This window comes from Pseudomonas sp. Sample_22, assembly GCF_004307635.1.
Lineage (GTDB): Bacteria > Pseudomonadota > Gammaproteobacteria > Pseudomonadales > Pseudomonadaceae > Aquipseudomonas.
The window spans coordinates 12,521-29,389 of sequence record NZ_RCNY01000062.1 but is presented as its reverse complement, the minus strand read 5'-3'; the positions used below and the strand labels follow the sequence as shown (position 1 = coordinate 29,389).

Here is a 16,869-nt window from a genome sequence, read left to right as displayed (position 1 = left end):
AGTTTCTCCGGAGTCGTTCCATGCGTAACCCGCTGATTGCCGCCACCCTCGGCCTGCTGTTGTTGGCCGATGTGGCACAGGCCCATACCCTGGTTGCCACCAGTAACATCCTTATCCGCGCGACCCAGCGCACACTCGATTTCACGTCTGATACAACAACGTCCATTCGCGACTCGAAAATCGTCCGCGAAGCTCAAGACGATGCCGCCAGCTTTGTCGCCAGTAACGGAGACATCCGTGGTGCGCACCTGGAATCGGCTTTCAGTTTGTTGCGCACCCGCGTTCCGGAAGCCCGAGACGCCAGTGATCAGGATCTCGCTGAAGCCATCCTCGCACTGTGAGGTCTCCAGTCACCTGGCTGTTGGCCGGGGTCATGTTGCTGCTCGGCAACATGGCCCACGCCGACCTCGAACTGCATCTCAAGACCGAAGGCCTGAGCCCCGCACAGCAGCAGGCCAGCCAGGCATTGCTGGATGAAGCCATGCAGGCATTGCCGCCGCATTTCATCAAGCAACTCGACCGTCGAATTGACGTCGGCTGGACCGATGACATGCCCGCCAACGCCTACGGCCAGGCGTCCCCGGTTTCTGAGCTCGATTTGAACCGCAATCTGCTGGCCAGCCTCACCGATGGCAGCGCAGCCACCAAGAAAACCTATCGTCCTCACGGCACAGTGCGTCGGGAAATGCTGGCCACGGTTCTGCACGAACTGACCCACATTTATGATCGCTCGCGTTTGTGGCCACAGGCGCAGCGCTCGCTGATTCAGCGCTGTACCCGCCAGGACAGCAGCGCAGGGCTGGTCGGTATTCCAGATGAATGCCGAGGCCAGTCTGGCCGCCGCTTTACCCTCAGCGACGATCCGCGCTTGCTTGATCTCGCCGGTTGGCCGCAATACGTGGGTCGTCGTGGTGAGCGTGAACAGCACAACCGCCAGATTGCCCGCAGCCCGGACATCTACGAGACCAGCAGCCCTAAGGAATTCGTCGCGGTCAACATGGAGTATTTCCTGCTTGACCCGAGTTATGCCTGCCGTCGTCCGGCGCTGTACCGCTATTACAAAGAGCACTTTGGATGGGCACCCACCGCCAAGAGCGACTGCGGTAAAACCTTCGCTTTCCTGAATGCCGGCAATGATTTTGCCAAAACCCCGCTGGGCCAGGTCGATCCAGAGCGAGTTTATGCCGTCGACTATTTGCTGGCCGAGGCTAACCAGAACTGGGTCAGTCGATGGGGCCACAGCATGTTGCGTCTGGTGATCTGCGCACCGGGACGCCCACGCGGGCCGGATTGTCGGTTGGATCTGGACCAGCATCTGGTGCTGTCATATCGGGCCTTTGTCGGCGACGTGCAGCTGTCGAGCTGGGACGGTCTGGTGGGTAAATATCCGTCACGTCTGTTTGTATTACCGCTGGCTCAAGTCATTGACGAGTACACCAAGACTGAATTGCGCAGCCTGGCATCCGTACCGCTGGACCTTTCGCGCAGCGAGATCGAAGGTGTGGTTGAGCGCGCCGCCGAGATGCACTGGAGTTACGACGGCAACTACTTTTTCCTCTCCAACAATTGCGCCGTAGAGGAGCTGAAGTTACTGCGCAGTGGCACTAACAATTCAAAACTGGTTGCTCTGGACAACATCATGCCCAACGGCCTGCTGGAAGTGCTGAAAGGGCGCGGGCTGGCGGACACCAGTGTGCTGGACGATCCCCGCGAAGCACTGCGCCTGGGCTATCGGTTCGACTCGTTCCGGGATCGCTATCAAGCGATGTTTGATGTGCTGAAAAAAAGCCTGCCGGTCAAACAGGAAACCGTCGAAGACTGGCTGGACTTGAAGGCCGAAGAGCGCCGCACGTGGTTCGAACAGGCAGATCTGCGCACCAGCGCGGCCCTTCTGTTGCTCGAGCAAGCAAGCTTCCGGCGCCAGTTGTTGCTGGCTCAGGACGAAGTCAAACAGCGTTACCTGGGCGCTCGAGAATTGAAAAACGGCGGGATGGACAAGGCTAATGCAACGCTGAGGCAGATTCTCGATAACAGCGGCTTCCTCAGTCGACCGGCCGAATTGCTCGGCAGCGGAGGATACGGCTTGCCGCAGCCGAATGAATGGCAGCGCCTGGAGTCGGAAAGCAGCCTGCGGCAAAAGCAGCTTCAAGCCTTGACCGGGGATCTGGACAAGGAAGTACGGGCGCTGCTCGAACCGTCCCGAGCAGCCGAAATGGCTGCCAACGAGGCTAACGTGAAACAAATTGGCGAGCATCTGCGTAAATTGCACAAGGCGTCGGGTGGGCTGGAGTTGCCTTGATATAGGCCTTTCCCCTCCCCTGACACGCAACAAAAAAAGGCTTCAGAACCGAGTTCTGAAGCCTTTTTGTTGATTCCCGTACGTCGGGGAAATCACCCTCAGCTGACGCGTGCCTGGCGCACGCCGTCGGCCAGCGCCGAGCACAGGCTCAATACACCATCGATTGCCTGGTCCGGCGTAGTGGCATTGGCGATGTGATCGATCAACGCCGACCCCACCACCACACCATCGGCCAGACGCGCGATGGCCGCCGCTTGTTCTGGTGTGCGAATGCCAAAACCGATACTGATCGGCAGATCGGTATGACGGCGCAGGCGAGCGACCGCTTCTTCGACATGTTCCAGCGTTGCGGCGCCAGCACCGGTCACACCGGCCACGGACACGTAGTACACGAAGCCGGAGCTGCCATTGAGCACCGTTGGCAAACGCACGTCATCGGTGGTCGGCGTGGTCAGGCGGATGAAGTCGATGCCGGCAGCCTGCGCCGGGTCGCACAGTTCGCCGTTATGCTCAGGCGGCATGTCGACCACGATCAAGCCATCGACGCCGGCCTCTTTCGCTTCGGCGATGAAACGTGGCACGCCGTACATGTGGATGGGGTTGAAGTAGCCCATCAGCACCAGCGGGGTTTCGTTGTTGTCCTTGCGGAATTCACGAACCATTTCCAGGGTTTTCGCCAGGTTCTGCCTGGCACCCAGGGCACGGATGTTGGCGAGCTGGATCGCTGGGCCGTCGGCCATCGGATCGGTGAAGGGCATGCCCAGTTCGATCACGTCAGCGCCGGCTGCCGGCAAGCCTTTGAGGATGGCCAACGAGGTGTCGTAGCTCGGGTCGCCAGCGGTGACAAAGGTCACCAGCGCGGCACGGTTCTGTTCCTTGAGTTCGGAAAAACGTGTTTGCAGGCGGCTCATCAGTGTTTCTCCTGCTTCGATTGTTCCATGTGGTGCATCACGGTTTGCATGTCTTTGTCGCCACGGCCGGACAGGTTGACGACCATCAGGTGATCCTTCGGCAGGTTCGGGGCGCGCTTGAACACTTCAGCCAGGGCATGGGCGCTTTCCAGGGCAGGAATGATCCCTTCCAGACGGCAGCATTGATGGAACGCCGCAAGGGCTTCGTCATCAGTCACCGAGGTGTACTGAACGCGGCCGATGTCATGCAACCAGGCGTGTTCCGGACCAATACCCGGATAGTCGAGGCCGGCGGAAATCGAGTGGGCATCGATGATCTGGCCATCTTCGTCCTGCAGCAGGAAGGTGCGGTTACCATGCAGCACGCCGGGTACACCACCATTGAGGCTGGCTGCGTGCTTGCCGGTTTCAATGCCATAACCGGCTGCTTCAACACCGATGATTTCAACGCTCTTGTCGTCGAGGAACGGATGGAACAAGCCCATGGCGTTGGAGCCGCCGCCGATGCACGCCACCAGGCTGTCCGGCAGACGGCCTTCCTGGGCTTGCAGTTGATCACGGGTTTCCTTGCCGATGACGGCCTGGAAGTCGCGAACCATCGCTGGATACGGGTGCGGACCGGCTACGGTGCCGATCAGGTAGAAGGTGCTGTCGACGTTGGTCACCCAGTCACGCAAGGCTTCGTTCATCGCGTCCTTGAGAGTGCCGGTGCCGGCCACGACTGGAATCACCTCGGCGCCCAGCAGCTTCATGCGAAATACGTTGGCCTGCTGACGTTCGATGTCAGTGGTACCCATGTAGATCACGCAATCGAGACCAAAACGCGCGGCCACGGTGGCAGTCGCCACACCATGCATGCCAGCGCCGGTTTCGGCGATGATGCGTTTCTTGCCCATGCGCCGCGCCAGCAGGATCTGGCCGATGCAATTGTTGATCTTGTGCGCGCCGGTGTGGTTTAGCTCTTCACGCTTGAGGTAAATCTTCGCACCGCCGCAGAACTCGGTCAGGCGTTCGGCGAAATACAGAGGACTTGGACGACCGACGTAATCGCGCTGGAAGTAGGCCAATTCTTCTTTGAATGCCGGATCTTCCTTGGCCGCTTCGTATTCGCGGGCCAGATCGAGGATCAACGGCATCAGGGTTTCGGCAACGTAACGGCCGCCGAACGCGCCAAACAGGCCGTTGGCATCAGGGCCGTTGCGCAGATTGGTCTGGGTCATTTGGGCGCTCCAGTTGAATGCGTGAATGGGGCATAAAGAGACAGTGGGGTCCACTCTACCCCTGACGTCCTCGACTGAAAACCGATAAGATCGCCATAACCTGTCAGGAAAACTCACAGATAAAATGAGCCACGACCTCCCCCCGCTCAATGCCCTGCGCGCCTTCGAGGCAACCGCCCGGCTGAACAGTGTCAGTCAGGCAGCGGAGCAGTTGCACGTAACTCACGGCGCAGTCAGCCGCCAGCTCAAGGTGCTGGAAGAACACCTCGGCGTCAGCCTTTTCGTCAAGGATGGCCGCGGCCTTAAACTCACAGATGCCGGAATGCGGCTACGCGACGCCAGTGCTGAAGCTTTCGAACGCTTGCGTACGGTTTGCGCCGAGCTCACGCAAAGCACGGCGGATGCGCCATTTGTGCTGGGTTGTTCGGGGAGCCTCCTGGCACGCTGGTTCATTCCGCGCCTGGGTCGATTGAATGCCGACTTGCCTGACCTGCGTTTGCACCTGTCTGCCGGGGAAGGCGATCTCGATCCGCGTCGCCCGGGCCTGGATGCCTTGCTGGTTTTTGCCGAGCCGCCCTGGCCTGCGGACATGCAGGTCTTCGAACTGACCAGCGAGCGGATCGGCCCGGTCATGAGCCCGCGGTTCGCCGGCTTCGAGCGCCTGAAAACGGCACCGCCCAGCGCGTTGCTCAATGAATCGTTGCTGCACACCACTTCCCGGCCGCAGGCCTGGCCCAGCTGGGTGCAACAAAGCGGCCTCGACGCCAAGGCGTTGAAGTACGGACAGGGTTTCGAACATTTGTATTACTTGCTGGAAGCGGCCGTGGCCGGGCTGGGTGTGGCGATTGCCCCGGAGCCGCTGGTGGCTGAAGATTTGAAGGCCGGCCGTTTGGTAGCGCCATGGGGTTTCAGCGAAACCCCGGCACATCTGGCGCTGTGGCTACCCAAGCGCGCCGCGGACGGGCGCGCCCGGCAACTGGCGCATTGGCTCAAGAATGAGTTGCGCCAGACGGATCAGTCACCGCGTTTGCATAGCAAGTAAGCCGCCAACAGGCCCAGTGCACCGACGGCAACACCCGCTGTAGTCCAAGGGTGTTCCTGGGCGTAGTCCCGGGTTGCAATACCTGTCTCACGGGTTTTGACCTTGACCTCTTCATAGGCATCGGCGAGCAGATGGCGCGAATGCCGCAATGCGTTCTCGGCGTTGCCTTTGAGCACCTTGAGGGTTTTACGCGACTCGTCCGAGGCGTCTTCCTTCAGGTTTTCCAAGGATTTGAGCAGACTCTCGATCTCCGCTTCCATGCTTTGCAATGAGGCTTTACGTAACGAGCTGTTGGCCATGGTGGCTCTCCTGCATTGTTGATGAGTGGCGTGTGTTGGTTGGGACTTCAGCGGTTCGAGAAAGTGCAGTAAATCTGAACTTCCATGTCGGATCGAGCGACAGAAGTAAGACACAAATTCACTGCTAGGCTGTACTTCACACCCAAAAGGAGAACCCCATGTCTGACCATCACACCTACAAGAAAGTCGAATTGGTTGGCTCATCCACCAGCAGCATTGAAGATGCGATCAACAACGCCCTGGCTGAAGCGGCCAAAAGCATCAAACACATGGAATGGTTTGAAGTGACCGAAACCCGTGGGCATATCCAGGACGGCAAGGCTGCACACTTTCAGGTGACGCTGAAAGTCGGATTCCGGATTGCCAGCAGCTGAGGGTCGACCCGTCTTCTGAACTTGCGCGCTGGCCGATTGCCATAGGGAATGGCAAAGCGCTACATAAGTGCGTCCAGCCGACGCTGGGCGCCCCTTTGAACCGACCGGGGATGCGACTGATGAAGAAGTTTATTTTGGCAATTGGATTATTGAGCCTTGCAGGCACCGTGTTCGCCGCCGGTAAGTCATGCGAAGAGCTCAAAGCGGAAATCGCCGCAAAACTGGATGCCAAGGGCGTTTCCGGGTATTCGCTGGAAATTGTCGATAAAGGCACCGAGGCCGGCGGGCAAGTGGTCGGCACCTGTGAAAGCGGTACCAAGGTCATTGTCTACAAAAAATAGCCTGATTCCTTCAGACAATAAAAAGCCGACGCAAAACGTCGGCTTTTTACGCCTGCCTGAAGATCAGCCTTTCATGACTTGCGCCAACAATTCGTAGGAATGCAGACGATCGGAATGTTCATACAGGTCGCAGGTAAAGATCAACTCATCGGCCTGAGTCTGTTCGATCAACACTTCCAGTCTGGCGCGGATTTTCTCCGGGCCGCCGATCATTGCCAGACCGAGGAAATCGCTCACCGCTTCTCGCTCATGGGGCAGCCACAGGCCATCCATGGTTTTCACCGGTGGGCGCTGGACCAGGCTCTGGCCTCGCATCAGGGCGAGAATGCGCTGGAACACCGAGGTGGCCAGATAGTCCGCCTGTTCATCGGTGTCAGCCGCCACCAGCGGTACGCCGAGCATCACGTAGGGCTTGTCCAGGACCGCGGAAGGTGTGAAGTGATTGCGGTAGACGCGAATCGCCTCGTGCATGAAGCGCGGTGCGAAATGTGACGCAAAGGCGTAAGGCAATCCTCTTTCGCCCGCCAGTTGCGCACTGAACAGGCTGGACCCCAGCAGCCAGATCGGAACATTCGTACCGGTGCCCGGCATCGCGATGACGCGCTGATCCGGCGTGCGAGGGCCGAGGTAACGCGCCAGTTCCGCAACATCTTCCGGAAAATCGTCGGCACTGCCGGAACGTTCACGGCGCAGGGCGCGGGCGGTCATCTGATCCGAGCCCGGCGCACGCCCGAGGCCAAGGTCGATCCGCCCCGGATAAAGGCTTTCCAAGGTGCCGAATTGTTCAGCAATCACCAATGGCGCGTGGTTGGGCAGCATCACCCCACCCGAACCGACACGGATGGTCGATGTGCCCCCCGCCAGATAACCCAACAGCACCGAGGTCGCGGAACTGGCAATGCCATCCATGTTGTGATGTTCGGCGACCCAAAAACGGTGGTAGCCGAATTTTTCCACATGCTGCGCCAGGTCCAGCGAATTGCGCAGCGATTGCGCTGCGCTGCCGTTTTCCCGCACGGGCACCAGATCGAGGGTCGAGAACTTGATATCGGACAGTCGTTTCATAAACCTGCTACTCCAATTGAGGGCGCAGGTTTTTCTCGCGAACGAAAACCTGCCGAATCCAAAAGCGTGTTACATGCAATGAGGGCATATACCCGAGTTTCAATAGCACGGGGAAAATTCGTACAAAAAAAGCGGACGGATCAGATGAGATGAACTTTGCGCCAAGGTCTATCCTCAGAACCCTGACGAACCAAACCAAATAGGCACGACGCTTCGTGCCGAATCCTGGAGGAGACAAGCATGGCGATCATCAAGAAAGCATCAGCCCATTGGGAAGGTGATCTGAAAACCGGCATCGGCTCGATTTCCACGGAAACCGGTGTACTTCGGGAAGCGCCCTACGGCTTCAAGGCGCGCTTCGAAGGCGGCAAGGGCACCAACCCTGAAGAGCTGATCGGCGCCGCCCACGCGGGTTGTTTTTCCATGGCATTTTCCATGATCCTCGGCGACGCGGGCCTCAAGGCTGACAGTATTGATACCAATGCCGAAGTCACGCTGGATCAGGTGGATGGCGGTTTTGCGATCACGGCCGTGAAACTGATCCTCAAGGCGAAAATTCCCGGCGCCAGCCAGGCGCAGTTCGAAGAGCTGAGCAACAAGGCCAAGGAAGGATGCCCGGTTTCCAAAGTGCTGAATGCCAGGATCACCCTGGAAGCCACGCTGGTCAGTTGAACACTGATTAAAGATCGCAGCCTCAGGCAGCCCCTACAGGGTCAACGTGAATCTGTGGAGCTGCCGAAGGCTGCGATCTTTTTTGCCTTGAAACAAACAACGCTTGCAAAACTGTGGTCGAATTAATGACAGCAGCCCAAACGCACGGATATGCGTGCTGCCTCAAAAGGAGCTTCAACCATGAAACGTTTTGCCTTGGCGGTTATCTGTTGCGCGTTGGCCACATCGGCCTTTGCCGCACCCAAGCCCTGTGAAGAACTCAAGGCCGAAATCGAAGCCAAGATCCAGGCAAGTGGCGTTACGTCCTACACCCTGGAGATCGTGGCCAACGACGAAGTGCACGATCAGAACATGGTCGTAGGCTCATGCGAGAACGGCACCAAGAAAATCATTTACCAGAAGAACGATCGCTGACCGACCCTACGGAACACAGTTGATCTGGCGTTCTTCGGCAACGATTTCATGTTTGGCGTTATACAGGCGTGCTTGCGGGGTGAACGCCATGGAGCGGGCCTGAAGCAGGTAACGCTGACCGGCTTCGAAATGATCGTACTTGATGATCATGTAGCACAGCCGTTCCGTGCCACCATCCATTAGGTCCGAACTTCCACCCGGCACTTCGAAATCGAAGCGAACAGTCAACTCATGACTACCCGGGGTGACCTGGAAAAAACGTCCATCACGCAATCGCTGGTTGTCCAGACGCTCGGCCATCAACAATTTGTCGTTGGGAAATGGCGTAGAGAAATCGACCCACGCCATTTGCGGATTAGCTGCCGGCATCGGTGTCGAACAACCGGCCACCGCACTTGCGGTCAGTAACAGCAATAACCTGCGCATGATGAATATCCCGATGTCTGGATACTCAGGATAGCGCTGATCAGGTGCGTTGGCAGCCAGCCGGTGTGCCTTGACCGATGACTTTTCGCTGCTGATCGTAAAGTTTGGCCCACGGGCGGAAGCCAATGTTCCCCGCTTGCAGTTGATAGCGCTCACCGGCATTGAAACCGTTGAATTTCACGTTCATCTGACAATCACGCCACAGCGGCTCGGCATCGGGGCCGATGTTGGTGGGCTGCACCGGAAACTGATAGCGAACCGTCAACTCATGACTGCCCGGCTGCACCTCGAAGTAACGCTTGTCGGTGGCCGCCTTGTTGTCCACCTCCATCGCCAGCAGTGCCGTGTCTTCCTGATGCGACTCCAGATCGATCCATGCCTGCGTCGGATCATGGTGAGGTAACCCGAACCCGGCACAACCGGCCAGCATCAGCAGGCCTCCCGTCAGCATCAACTTGCGCATAGCGGAGCTCCAGTCAAGCGGGATAGTCTTGCGAGCAGACTCTCCAGAGATTTTTATTTTGATCAGGCCGCGTCCAAGCCTTGGGTTACTTGATCGCGTTTTACGCGTTTTGTTTCCGGGTGCGTTATTTTTGTTGCTCAACGGTTGTTCCAGCATCAGTTACTACAGCCAACTGGCCAGCGGTCAGATGCAGTTGCTGCGGGCACGGGAGCCGGTTTCCAGTGTCATTGCCGACTCTCAGCGAGATCAGAAACTGCGTGCGCATCTGGCCGAATCGCAAAAGGCCCGGACGTTCGCCAGCCGACAGTTGCACCTGCCGGATAACCAGAGTTACCGCTTGTACGCTGACATTGGTCGCCCTTATGTAGTCTGGAACGTATTTGCCACGCCGGAATTTTCCCTGAAACCGCAAAATCACTGCTTCCCGATTGCCGGGTGCGTGGCGTATCGCGGCTATTACAGCCAGAGTGCCGCTCGCGGTGAGGCGGCGTTGCAGCGCCTGCAAGGCCTGGACGTATCCATCGGCGGCGTCGAGGCGTACTCGACACTGGGCTGGTTCAATGATCCGATCATGAGTTCGATGATGGGCTGGGGCGACGAACGCCTGGCCACGCTGATCTTTCACGAACTGGCGCATCAACGCGTGTACGTGAAGGACGACACGGAGTTCAACGAGTCATTCGCCACCTTCGTCGAACAGGAGGGCACCCGCCAATGGCGTGCCTACCGTCGCCTGCCGCCTGAAAGCGGAGCGCAGGCACGGCAACGGGCTCAATTCATTGAGCTGGTTCTGGACACCCGCAGCCGCCTTGAAAACCTGTACGCCCAGCCCTTGCCGCCGGAGCAAATGCGTCAGCGCAAAGCGGCGGAGTTCGAACGCATGCGCGACGAGTACCGCCAATTGCGCGACAGCCAATGGGCCGGGGATAAACGCTATGACGCATGGATCAATGCCCCGATGAACAACGCGCGGCTGTTGCCGTTTGGGCTCTATGACCAGTGGGTGCGGGCGTTTGCAGCGTTATTCAAGCAGGCTGGTGGGGATTGGGTGGCGTTTTATATGGCGGCGGAAGAGCTGGGGGCGTTGCCGCTGGAAAAACGTAAAGCGGCGTTGAAAACATTGGCGGGCTCAAAAATCTCTGGAGGTTGAACCGACGTCATCGCGGGCAAGCCTTGCTCCTACGAATTTGCGTCGAGTGAAAAATCCATGAACGACAACAACTCTGTAGGAGCAAGGCTTGCCCGCGATGGCGACTTCATTAGCCGCGCAAAAACGCCTGGTGCATCTCGTCCAGCGTTTCAAAATGATAGGCCGGCGCTTCAGCGCTCAGCTCTTCCCGACTGCCAAATCCGTATCCCACCGCCGCGGCGTCCAGGCCATTGCTGCGTGCGCCAATCAGGTCGTGCTTGCGGTCGCCGATCATCAGCGTATTGGCCGGGTCCAGGCCTTCCTCGGCTACCAAGTGCGCGATCAGCTCGACCTTATTGGTCCGGGTGCCATCGAGCTCACTGCCGTAAATCACTTTGAAATGTTTGGCGAAGTCGAAATGCCGGGCGATTTCACGGGCGAACACCCACGGCTTGGAGGTGGCGATGTAAAGCTGTCGCCCTTGGCCTCCAAGGGTTTCCAGAAGCGGGGTGACGCCATCAAATACACGGTTTTCGTACAAGCCGGTGACTTTGAAACGCTCCCGGTAGAAATTCACCGCTTCCCAGGCCTTTGGCTCATCAAACCCATAGAACTGCATGAACGCCTGCAACAACGGCGGACCAATGAAGTGTTCGAGCCGGGTCAGGTCGGGCTCATCGATGCCGAGCTTACTCAAGGCAAATTGGATCGAACGTGTAATGCCCTCGCGCGGATCAGTCAGCGTGCCGTCGAGGTCGAATAAAACGGTTTGGTAATGCATGAAAATTCCTGGGCAATGGCGAGGCGCTTTTCGTTATCAGGGGCTTAGTTTTGGTCGTAGCCTTCGGCTAGATGCAGATCCTTGAGTTTCACGTAGTTCGCCGCGCTATAAGTGAAAAAGGCTTGTTCCTTGTCAGTCAGCGGTCTTACCTGCTTCACCGGACTGCCCACATACAAAAAGCCGCTTTCCAGGCGTTTGCCCGGTGGTACGAGGCTGCCGGCACCAATGATCACATCGTCGGCAACCACCGCGCCGTCCATCACGATGCTGCCCATGCCGATCAACACCCGGCTGCCCACGCTGCACCCGTGCAACATGACTTTGTGGGCAATCGTCACGTCATCGCCGATCAGCAACGGGAAACCGTCGGGGTTGAACGGCCCGGCATGGGTGATGTGCAGCACGCAGCCATCCTGCACGCTGGTGCGCGCACCGATGCGGATGCGGTGCATGTCGCCGCGGATCACCGTCAACGGCCATACCGAGCTGTCCTCGCCGATTTCTACGTCGCCGATCACCACCGCCGAGCGGTCGACAAAGGCGCCTTTACCCAGCAACGGCGTGTGGTTCTGGTATTTGCGAAGATTCACGATAGGGTTTCTCTCTGTTGCTGATAGCTGCGGTGAACGTCGATTGTAATTAAGATGGCTGCATGTTTCTTCCAGCCAAGGTGCCAACCGTGAGCGTGAACAACCCTCTTTTGCAGTCCTACGACCTGCCGCCGTTCTCCGCGATCCGTGCCGAGCATGTGCAACCGGCCATTGAACAGATCCTGGCGGATAACCGTGCCGCCATTATCGAGATCCTCAAGACCCAGGGCAAACAACCGACCTGGGCCGGCCTGGTGCTGGCGATGGATGAACTCAACGACCGCCTGGGCGCCGCCTGGAGCCCGGTCAGCCACTTGAACGCCGTGTGCAACAGCGCCGAACTGCGCGAAGCCTACGAGTCATGCCTGCCGGCATTGAGCGCTTACTCGACTGAAATGGGCCAGAACCGTGAACTGTTCCAGGCCTATGAAGCCTTGGCCAACAGCCCGGAAGCCGCCGGTTTCGACGTTGCGCAAAAAACCATCCTGGAACACGCCCTGCGCGACTTCCGTCTGTCGGGTATCGACCTGCCGGAAGCGCAGCAGAAGCGCTATGCCGAAGTGCAGAGCAAACTGTCCGAGTTGGGCAGCCGCTTCTCCAACCAGTTGCTCGACGCAACCCAGGCCTGGACCAAGCACATCACCGATGAAGCCGCCCTCGCCGGCCTGACCGATTCGGCCAAGGCGCAAATGGCCGCCGCGGCACAAGCCAAAGAACTGGATGGCTGGCTGATCACTCTGGAGTTCCCAAGCTACTACGCGGTGATGACCTACGCCCACAACCGTGCGCTGCGTGAAGAAGTCTACGCCGCCTACTGCACCCGTGCGTCGGATCAAGGCCCGAATGCCGGGCAGAACGATAACGGTCCGGTGATGGAAGAAATCCTCGACCTGCGTCAGGAACTGGCAAAACTCCTGGGCTTCGGCAGTTTCTCGGAATTGAGCCTGGCCACCAAAATGGCCGAGTCCAGCGACCAGGTGCTGAGCTTCCTGCGCGATCTGGCCCAACGCAGCAAGCCGTTCGCCGCCCAGGACCTGCAACAGCTCAAGGCTTACGCCGCGGAGCAGGGCTGCGCGGATCTGCAAAGCTGGGACAGCGGTTTCTACGGCGAAAAACTCCGCGAACAGCGCTACAGCGTTGCCCAGGAAGCGCTGCGTGCCTACTTCCCGATCGATAAAGTACTGGGCGGTCTGTTCGCCATCGTTCAGCGCCTCTACGGCATCGAGATCGCCGAACAAAAAGGCTTCGACACCTGGCACCCGGATGTTCGCCTGTTCGAAATCAAGGAAAACGGCCAGCACGTCGGGCGCTTCTTCTTCGACCTCTACGCCCGCGCCAACAAGCGCGGCGGGGCCTGGATGGACGGCGCCCGGGACCGTCGCCGCACCGCTGACGGAGTGCTGCAAAGCCCGGTGGCCAACCTGGTGTGCAACTTCACCCCAGCCGACAGCGGCAAGCCTGCGCTGCTGACCCACGATGAAGTCACCACGCTGTTCCACGAGTTCGGCCATGGCCTGCACCACTTGCTGACCCGGGTCGAGCACGCCGGCGTGTCCGGAATCAACGGCGTGGCCTGGGACGCGGTCGAGTTGCCGAGCCAGTTCATGGAAAACTGGTGCTGGGAGCCGGAAGGCCTGGCGCTGATTTCCGGTCATTACGAAACCGGCGAGCCGTTGCCGCAGGACCTCCTGCAAAAAATGCTTGCGGCGAAGAACTTCCAGTCCGGCCTGATGATGGTGCGCCAACTGGAGTTCTCACTGTTCGACTTCGAACTGCATGCGACTCACGGCGACGGCCGCAGTGTGCTGCAAGTGCTCGAAGGGGTGCGGGACGAGGTTTCTGTGATGCGCCCACCGGCCTACAACCGCTTCCCCAACAGCTTTGCGCACATCTTCGCCGGCGGTTACGCCGCGGGGTACTACAGCTATAAATGGGCAGAAGTGCTGTCCGCTGATGCGTTTTCGAAGTTCGAGGAAGAAGGCGTGCTCAACGCCGACACTGGCCGAGCATTCCGCGAGGCGATTCTCGCGCGGGGGGGTTCCCAGGAGCCGATGGTGTTGTTCGTCGACTTCCGTGGCCGCGAGCCTTCGATTGACGCACTCTTGCGCCACAGCGGCCTGAGTGAGGACGCGGCAGCATGAGTGAGGGTCCCGTGATTACCAAACGACGCTTTATCGCCGGGGCGGTTTGCCCGGCCTGCAGTGAGCCGGACAAGTTGATGATGTGGAACGAAGACAGCGTGCCGCATCGTGAATGCGTGGCTTGCGGATACTCGGACACGCTCAATGAACAAGGTTTGTCGGTGCCCAAGGAACTGGGCACCCGGGTCAATACGTCTGCCCTGAAGGCACCTGATACCAAGGTTCAGGCAGTGCAGTTTTTCCCGAACCCGAAGCTGAAAAAGAAACCTGACGAGCAGCATTGAGTAGAAAGACGCCTCCCGATGCGCAATGCAGTGGGAGGCGTTGTTGTTACTGAAGATGAGCGGACTGGAACCAGTTTTTCATCGAACACGCCGCGAACGGGCTCGTGCTGCAATCGCCATTGGCCAATGCAGTGCGAAGCTTGTCCACGTCAGCCTGCATCATGTAACGGATGCCGTCCTTGAAGTGAGTGCTGTCTCCAAAGCCGCCCTGGGTCATTTCGCTCAGCGCGTCCTCCTTGCTCCATCCCTGCACCACCACCCGATACATGGCCGCGATCAGGCCGGTTCGGTCTGAGCCGTGTTTACAGTGCATCAGCACCGGGCCATTGGTTTCGGCAGTTCGAATGGCCCGTAATGCCTTGAGTATGTCGGCATCATCGACGTGGTTGGTTCGATAAGGCAGATGTACTTGAGTGATTGCAGGCGTGGATAACCAGTTTGCGTCCGACTCAGGTAGAAAACTGATGACTGTTGCGACCTTGAGTCTTTCCAATAACCGCAGCGCTCCACTGTCGGGTAATGCACTGCGGTACAACGTCGGCGACATTTTAAACAGGTTGTATTGCACTTCGACCGGTTGTGCCCATTCTGCCGGACGGCGCAAATCGGCATCATCGGCGTACACCGGTGCCAAGTGAAGCAATACGACCAGTGATAAACACATCACCGAAATAAAACGCAGAAAGAACATGCTGGGTGACCGTCAGGATGGAAGCTGGACATTGAGGTCAAGCTTGCATCCTGATCAGTCAAAGACCCGTGAGCTATCTGTCAAAGAAACGTGAACCCTTGCATCAAGGATTGATAATCGCCGCATAAGCCTTGGCCAGTGCCTCTAACTTGGCCTTGTCCCCTGCACCAATGACCCCGTCGCGGTCTACATCCTTGTTAACGTTTCCAATACTGAAAGAGTTGCCAAGGTCTTTGGACGTGGCCGTAAAAAAAACCGAATCAACCAAGGTTTCGATTTGTTGTTGATTCTCCGCATCCCAACTTAGCTCTTTACGAGCAAGTTGCAACGAAACAAGAGTATTCGGCTCCGAAGGGCTCGGCCGCATGAGTTGTAGAAAGATGCCACGCTGATTAAAGAAAGACATAAACAAATCCTTTTATTTATTTTGCTTAGTGGGTGTTACTTGGAGGTAAGAATATAGAAGGTAACGTTTAATCGAGCGACGCCTTATATGTTTCTTCAATTTACCAGTTGCCGGACACGCTATTTGAAAGATCTGCCCAGCCTAGTAAAAAGCTGAACGGTACTGGTTGATAGGGGCAACCTCGTATACTGTATGAATATACAGACCAAGGAACACCTTCGATGGCGACCATCCTGCCTCCCCGCGGTCGCGGCACTGCGGCCAACCCGCACAATCGCTTTGCTCCGAGCCGCTCGGTAGCCGAGGACGACGGCTGGCATCAGGAAGCGCCAGTGACTCAAGGCACCGAAGTGCGCATCGAGACGGCGAAAAGCATCATCACTCGCAACAACTCACCAGACCTGCCCTTCGACCGCTCGATCAATCCTTATCGTGGGTGCGAACACGGTTGCATTTATTGCTATGCGCGCCCCAGTCACGCCTATTGGGACATGTCGCCGGGGCTGGATTTCGAGACCCGGTTGATCGCCAAGACCAATGCAGTGGAGGTGCTGGAACAGCAGTTGTCCAAGCGCGGCTATCAATGTGCGCCGATCAACCTCGGTTCCAACACCGATCCGTATCAGCCGATCGAGCGCGAGTACAAAATCACCCGCCAGACTCTCGAGGTATTGCTGCGCTATCGCCATCCCGTGACCATCATCACCAAAGGTTCACTGATTCTTCGCGATCTGGACCTTCTGGCCGAACTTGCACAGCAAAGGCTGGTGGCGGTGATGATCAGCCTGACCACCCTTGACGACGAGCTCAAACGCATCCTCGAACCCCGCGCCGCGGCGCCCAAGGCCCGGCTGCGGGCAATCAGGGTCATGCGTGATGCGGGCATTCCGGTGGGTGTGCTGTGTTCACCGATGATTCCGATGATCAACGACAGCGAACTCGAAAGCCTGCTCACTGAAGCCCAGGCGGCCGGGGCGCAAAGCGCTGCCTACATGATGTTGCGCCTGCCGTTGGAAGTGGCGCCGCTGTTCGAGCAATGGCTGGCCGCCCACTATCCGCAACGGGCGGCGCATGTGTTGAGCCTGATACGCCAGAGTCGTGGCGGTGAGCTTTACGACAGCCGCTTTGGCGCACGAATGCGCGGAGAAGGACCGTTTGCCGATTTGCTGGCGCAGCGCTTTGCCAAGACCATCAAGCGCCTGGGGCTTAATCATCGGGAAGGCTTCAACCTGGACTGCGACGCCTTTTGTCCGCCGGGTCGCCAAATGTCACTGATTTGAGGACAATTGGCCTATGGTTGAGTACTGAAGAACGCGCTCGA

21 protein-coding genes are annotated in these 16,869 nt (G+C 58.2%); 11 read left to right on the top strand and 10 right to left on the bottom strand.

The window, feature by feature from the left end:
- The first annotated feature begins 20 nt into the window (after positions 1-20).
- Both D8U73_RS16580 and D8U73_RS16575 read left to right on the top strand, forming a co-directional pair.
- Complete coding sequence (locus D8U73_RS16580) at positions 21-341, top strand: DUF2388 domain-containing protein (protein WP_056854483.1); 321 nt, start codon at positions 21-23, stop codon at positions 339-341.
- A complete protein-coding gene (locus D8U73_RS16575; protein ID WP_056854482.1) occupies positions 338-2,299 on the top strand; it encodes a DUF4105 domain-containing protein in 1,962 nt (653 codons plus the stop codon). The genes D8U73_RS16580 and D8U73_RS16575 overlap by 4 nt, the downstream gene beginning before the upstream one ends.
- Before the next feature lie 98 nt (positions 2,300-2,397).
- Here D8U73_RS16575 and trpA read toward each other — a convergent pair whose 3' ends face one another.
- Together trpA and trpB are read right to left on the bottom strand one after the other, a co-directional pair.
- Positions 2,398-3,210 (bottom strand): tryptophan synthase subunit alpha, encoded by an 813-nt coding sequence (gene trpA, locus D8U73_RS16570; protein WP_056854481.1) that lies wholly within the window; start codon positions 3,208-3,210, stop codon positions 2,398-2,400.
- Positions 3,210-4,430 carry a tryptophan synthase subunit beta gene (gene trpB, locus D8U73_RS16565; RefSeq protein WP_056854480.1) on the bottom strand — a complete coding sequence of 407 codons (1,221 nt, stop codon included), beginning with the start codon at positions 4,428-4,430 and terminating at the stop codon, positions 3,210-3,212. The genes trpA and trpB overlap by 1 nt, the downstream gene beginning before the upstream one ends.
- Positions 4,431-4,554: 124 nt before the next feature.
- On the opposite strand from trpB, the gene D8U73_RS16560 reads away from it, so the two are divergent.
- Positions 4,555-5,472 (top strand): LysR family transcriptional regulator, encoded by a 918-nt coding sequence (locus D8U73_RS16560; protein ID WP_130905142.1) that lies wholly within the window; start codon positions 4,555-4,557, stop codon positions 5,470-5,472.
- On the opposite strand, the gene D8U73_RS16555 is transcribed toward D8U73_RS16560, so the two are convergent.
- On the bottom strand, positions 5,445-5,771 hold the full coding sequence (locus D8U73_RS16555) for a DUF883 family protein (RefSeq protein ID WP_056854478.1): 327 nt from the start codon (positions 5,769-5,771) through the stop codon (positions 5,445-5,447). The genes D8U73_RS16560 and D8U73_RS16555 overlap by 28 nt on opposite strands.
- A gap of 158 nt (positions 5,772-5,929) precedes the next feature.
- Here D8U73_RS16555 and D8U73_RS16550 point away from each other — a divergent pair, with 158 nt between their 5' ends.
- Together D8U73_RS16550 and D8U73_RS16545 are read left to right on the top strand one after the other, a co-directional pair.
- Positions 5,930-6,145 (top strand): dodecin, encoded by a 216-nt coding sequence (locus D8U73_RS16550; protein WP_056854477.1) that lies wholly within the window; start codon positions 5,930-5,932, stop codon positions 6,143-6,145.
- A gap of 119 nt (positions 6,146-6,264) precedes the next feature.
- Positions 6,265-6,486, top strand: a complete 222-nt coding sequence (locus D8U73_RS16545; protein WP_056854493.1) for a DUF1161 domain-containing protein — start codon at positions 6,265-6,267, stop codon at positions 6,484-6,486.
- Positions 6,487-6,549: 63 nt separating this feature from the next.
- On the opposite strand, the gene D8U73_RS16540 is transcribed toward D8U73_RS16545, so the two are convergent.
- Positions 6,550-7,551: an LLM class flavin-dependent oxidoreductase gene (locus D8U73_RS16540; protein ID WP_130905141.1), complete on the bottom strand. Its 1,002-nt coding sequence runs from the start codon at positions 7,549-7,551 to the stop codon at positions 6,550-6,552.
- Between the two features lie 240 nt (positions 7,552-7,791).
- On the opposite strand from D8U73_RS16540, the gene D8U73_RS16535 reads away from it, so the two are divergent.
- Both D8U73_RS16535 and D8U73_RS16530 read left to right on the top strand, forming a co-directional pair.
- Positions 7,792-8,223 carry an OsmC family protein gene (locus D8U73_RS16535; RefSeq protein ID WP_056854475.1) on the top strand — a complete coding sequence of 144 codons (432 nt, stop codon included), beginning with the start codon at positions 7,792-7,794 and terminating at the stop codon, positions 8,221-8,223.
- A gap of 180 nt (positions 8,224-8,403) precedes the next feature.
- On the top strand, positions 8,404-8,637 hold the full coding sequence (locus tag D8U73_RS16530; protein WP_056854474.1) for a DUF1161 domain-containing protein: 234 nt from the start codon (positions 8,404-8,406) through the stop codon (positions 8,635-8,637).
- Positions 8,638-8,643: 6 nt separating this feature from the next.
- Here the strand turns inward: D8U73_RS16530 and D8U73_RS16525 are convergent, their stop codons facing one another.
- The gene (locus tag D8U73_RS16525) at positions 8,644-9,063 is read right to left on the bottom strand and encodes a hypothetical protein (RefSeq protein WP_056854473.1); all 420 of its coding nucleotides are present in this window, start codon (positions 9,061-9,063) and stop codon (positions 8,644-8,646) included.
- Positions 9,064-9,103: 40 nt separating this feature from the next.
- On the bottom strand, positions 9,104-9,526 hold the full coding sequence (locus tag D8U73_RS16520) for a hypothetical protein (protein WP_056854472.1): 423 nt from the start codon (positions 9,524-9,526) through the stop codon (positions 9,104-9,106).
- A gap of 58 nt (positions 9,527-9,584) precedes the next feature.
- Here D8U73_RS16520 and D8U73_RS16515 point away from each other — a divergent pair, with 58 nt between their 5' ends.
- Positions 9,585-10,676 (top strand): aminopeptidase, encoded by a 1,092-nt coding sequence (locus D8U73_RS16515; protein WP_056854471.1) that lies wholly within the window; start codon positions 9,585-9,587, stop codon positions 10,674-10,676.
- 109 nt (positions 10,677-10,785) lie between these two features.
- Here D8U73_RS16515 and D8U73_RS16510 read toward each other — a convergent pair whose 3' ends face one another.
- Both D8U73_RS16510 and D8U73_RS16505 read right to left on the bottom strand, forming a co-directional pair.
- Positions 10,786-11,436, bottom strand: a complete 651-nt coding sequence (locus tag D8U73_RS16510; protein ID WP_056854470.1) for an HAD family hydrolase — start codon at positions 11,434-11,436, stop codon at positions 10,786-10,788.
- A gap of 44 nt (positions 11,437-11,480) precedes the next feature.
- Entirely contained in the window at positions 11,481-12,026 is a 546-nt protein-coding gene (locus D8U73_RS16505; protein ID WP_056854469.1) for a gamma carbonic anhydrase family protein, read from the bottom strand.
- 89 nt (positions 12,027-12,115) lie between these two features.
- On the opposite strand from D8U73_RS16505, the gene prlC reads away from it, so the two are divergent.
- Positions 12,116-14,167 carry an oligopeptidase A gene (gene prlC / locus D8U73_RS16500; protein ID WP_130905140.1) on the top strand — a complete coding sequence of 684 codons (2,052 nt, stop codon included), beginning with the start codon at positions 12,116-12,118 and terminating at the stop codon, positions 14,165-14,167.
- Positions 14,164-14,451 (top strand): YheV family putative zinc ribbon protein, encoded by a 288-nt coding sequence (locus D8U73_RS16495; RefSeq protein WP_056854468.1) that lies wholly within the window; start codon positions 14,164-14,166, stop codon positions 14,449-14,451. Before prlC ends, D8U73_RS16495 begins: the two co-directional genes overlap by 4 nt.
- A gap of 46 nt (positions 14,452-14,497) precedes the next feature.
- On the opposite strand, the gene D8U73_RS16490 is transcribed toward D8U73_RS16495, so the two are convergent.
- Together D8U73_RS16490 and D8U73_RS16485 are read right to left on the bottom strand one after the other, a co-directional pair.
- Positions 14,498-15,142, bottom strand: coding sequence for a tyrosine-protein phosphatase (locus D8U73_RS16490; protein ID WP_056854467.1), 645 nt, complete (start codon positions 15,140-15,142; stop codon positions 14,498-14,500).
- Between the two features lie 103 nt (positions 15,143-15,245).
- Complete coding sequence (locus D8U73_RS16485) at positions 15,246-15,548, bottom strand: hypothetical protein (RefSeq protein ID WP_130905139.1); 303 nt, start codon at positions 15,546-15,548, stop codon at positions 15,246-15,248.
- A gap of 221 nt (positions 15,549-15,769) precedes the next feature.
- Here D8U73_RS16485 and D8U73_RS16480 point away from each other — a divergent pair, with 221 nt between their 5' ends.
- Positions 15,770-16,828, top strand: coding sequence for a PA0069 family radical SAM protein (locus D8U73_RS16480; RefSeq protein WP_056854465.1), 1,059 nt, complete (start codon positions 15,770-15,772; stop codon positions 16,826-16,828).
- Positions 16,829-16,869 lie beyond the last annotated feature (41 nt).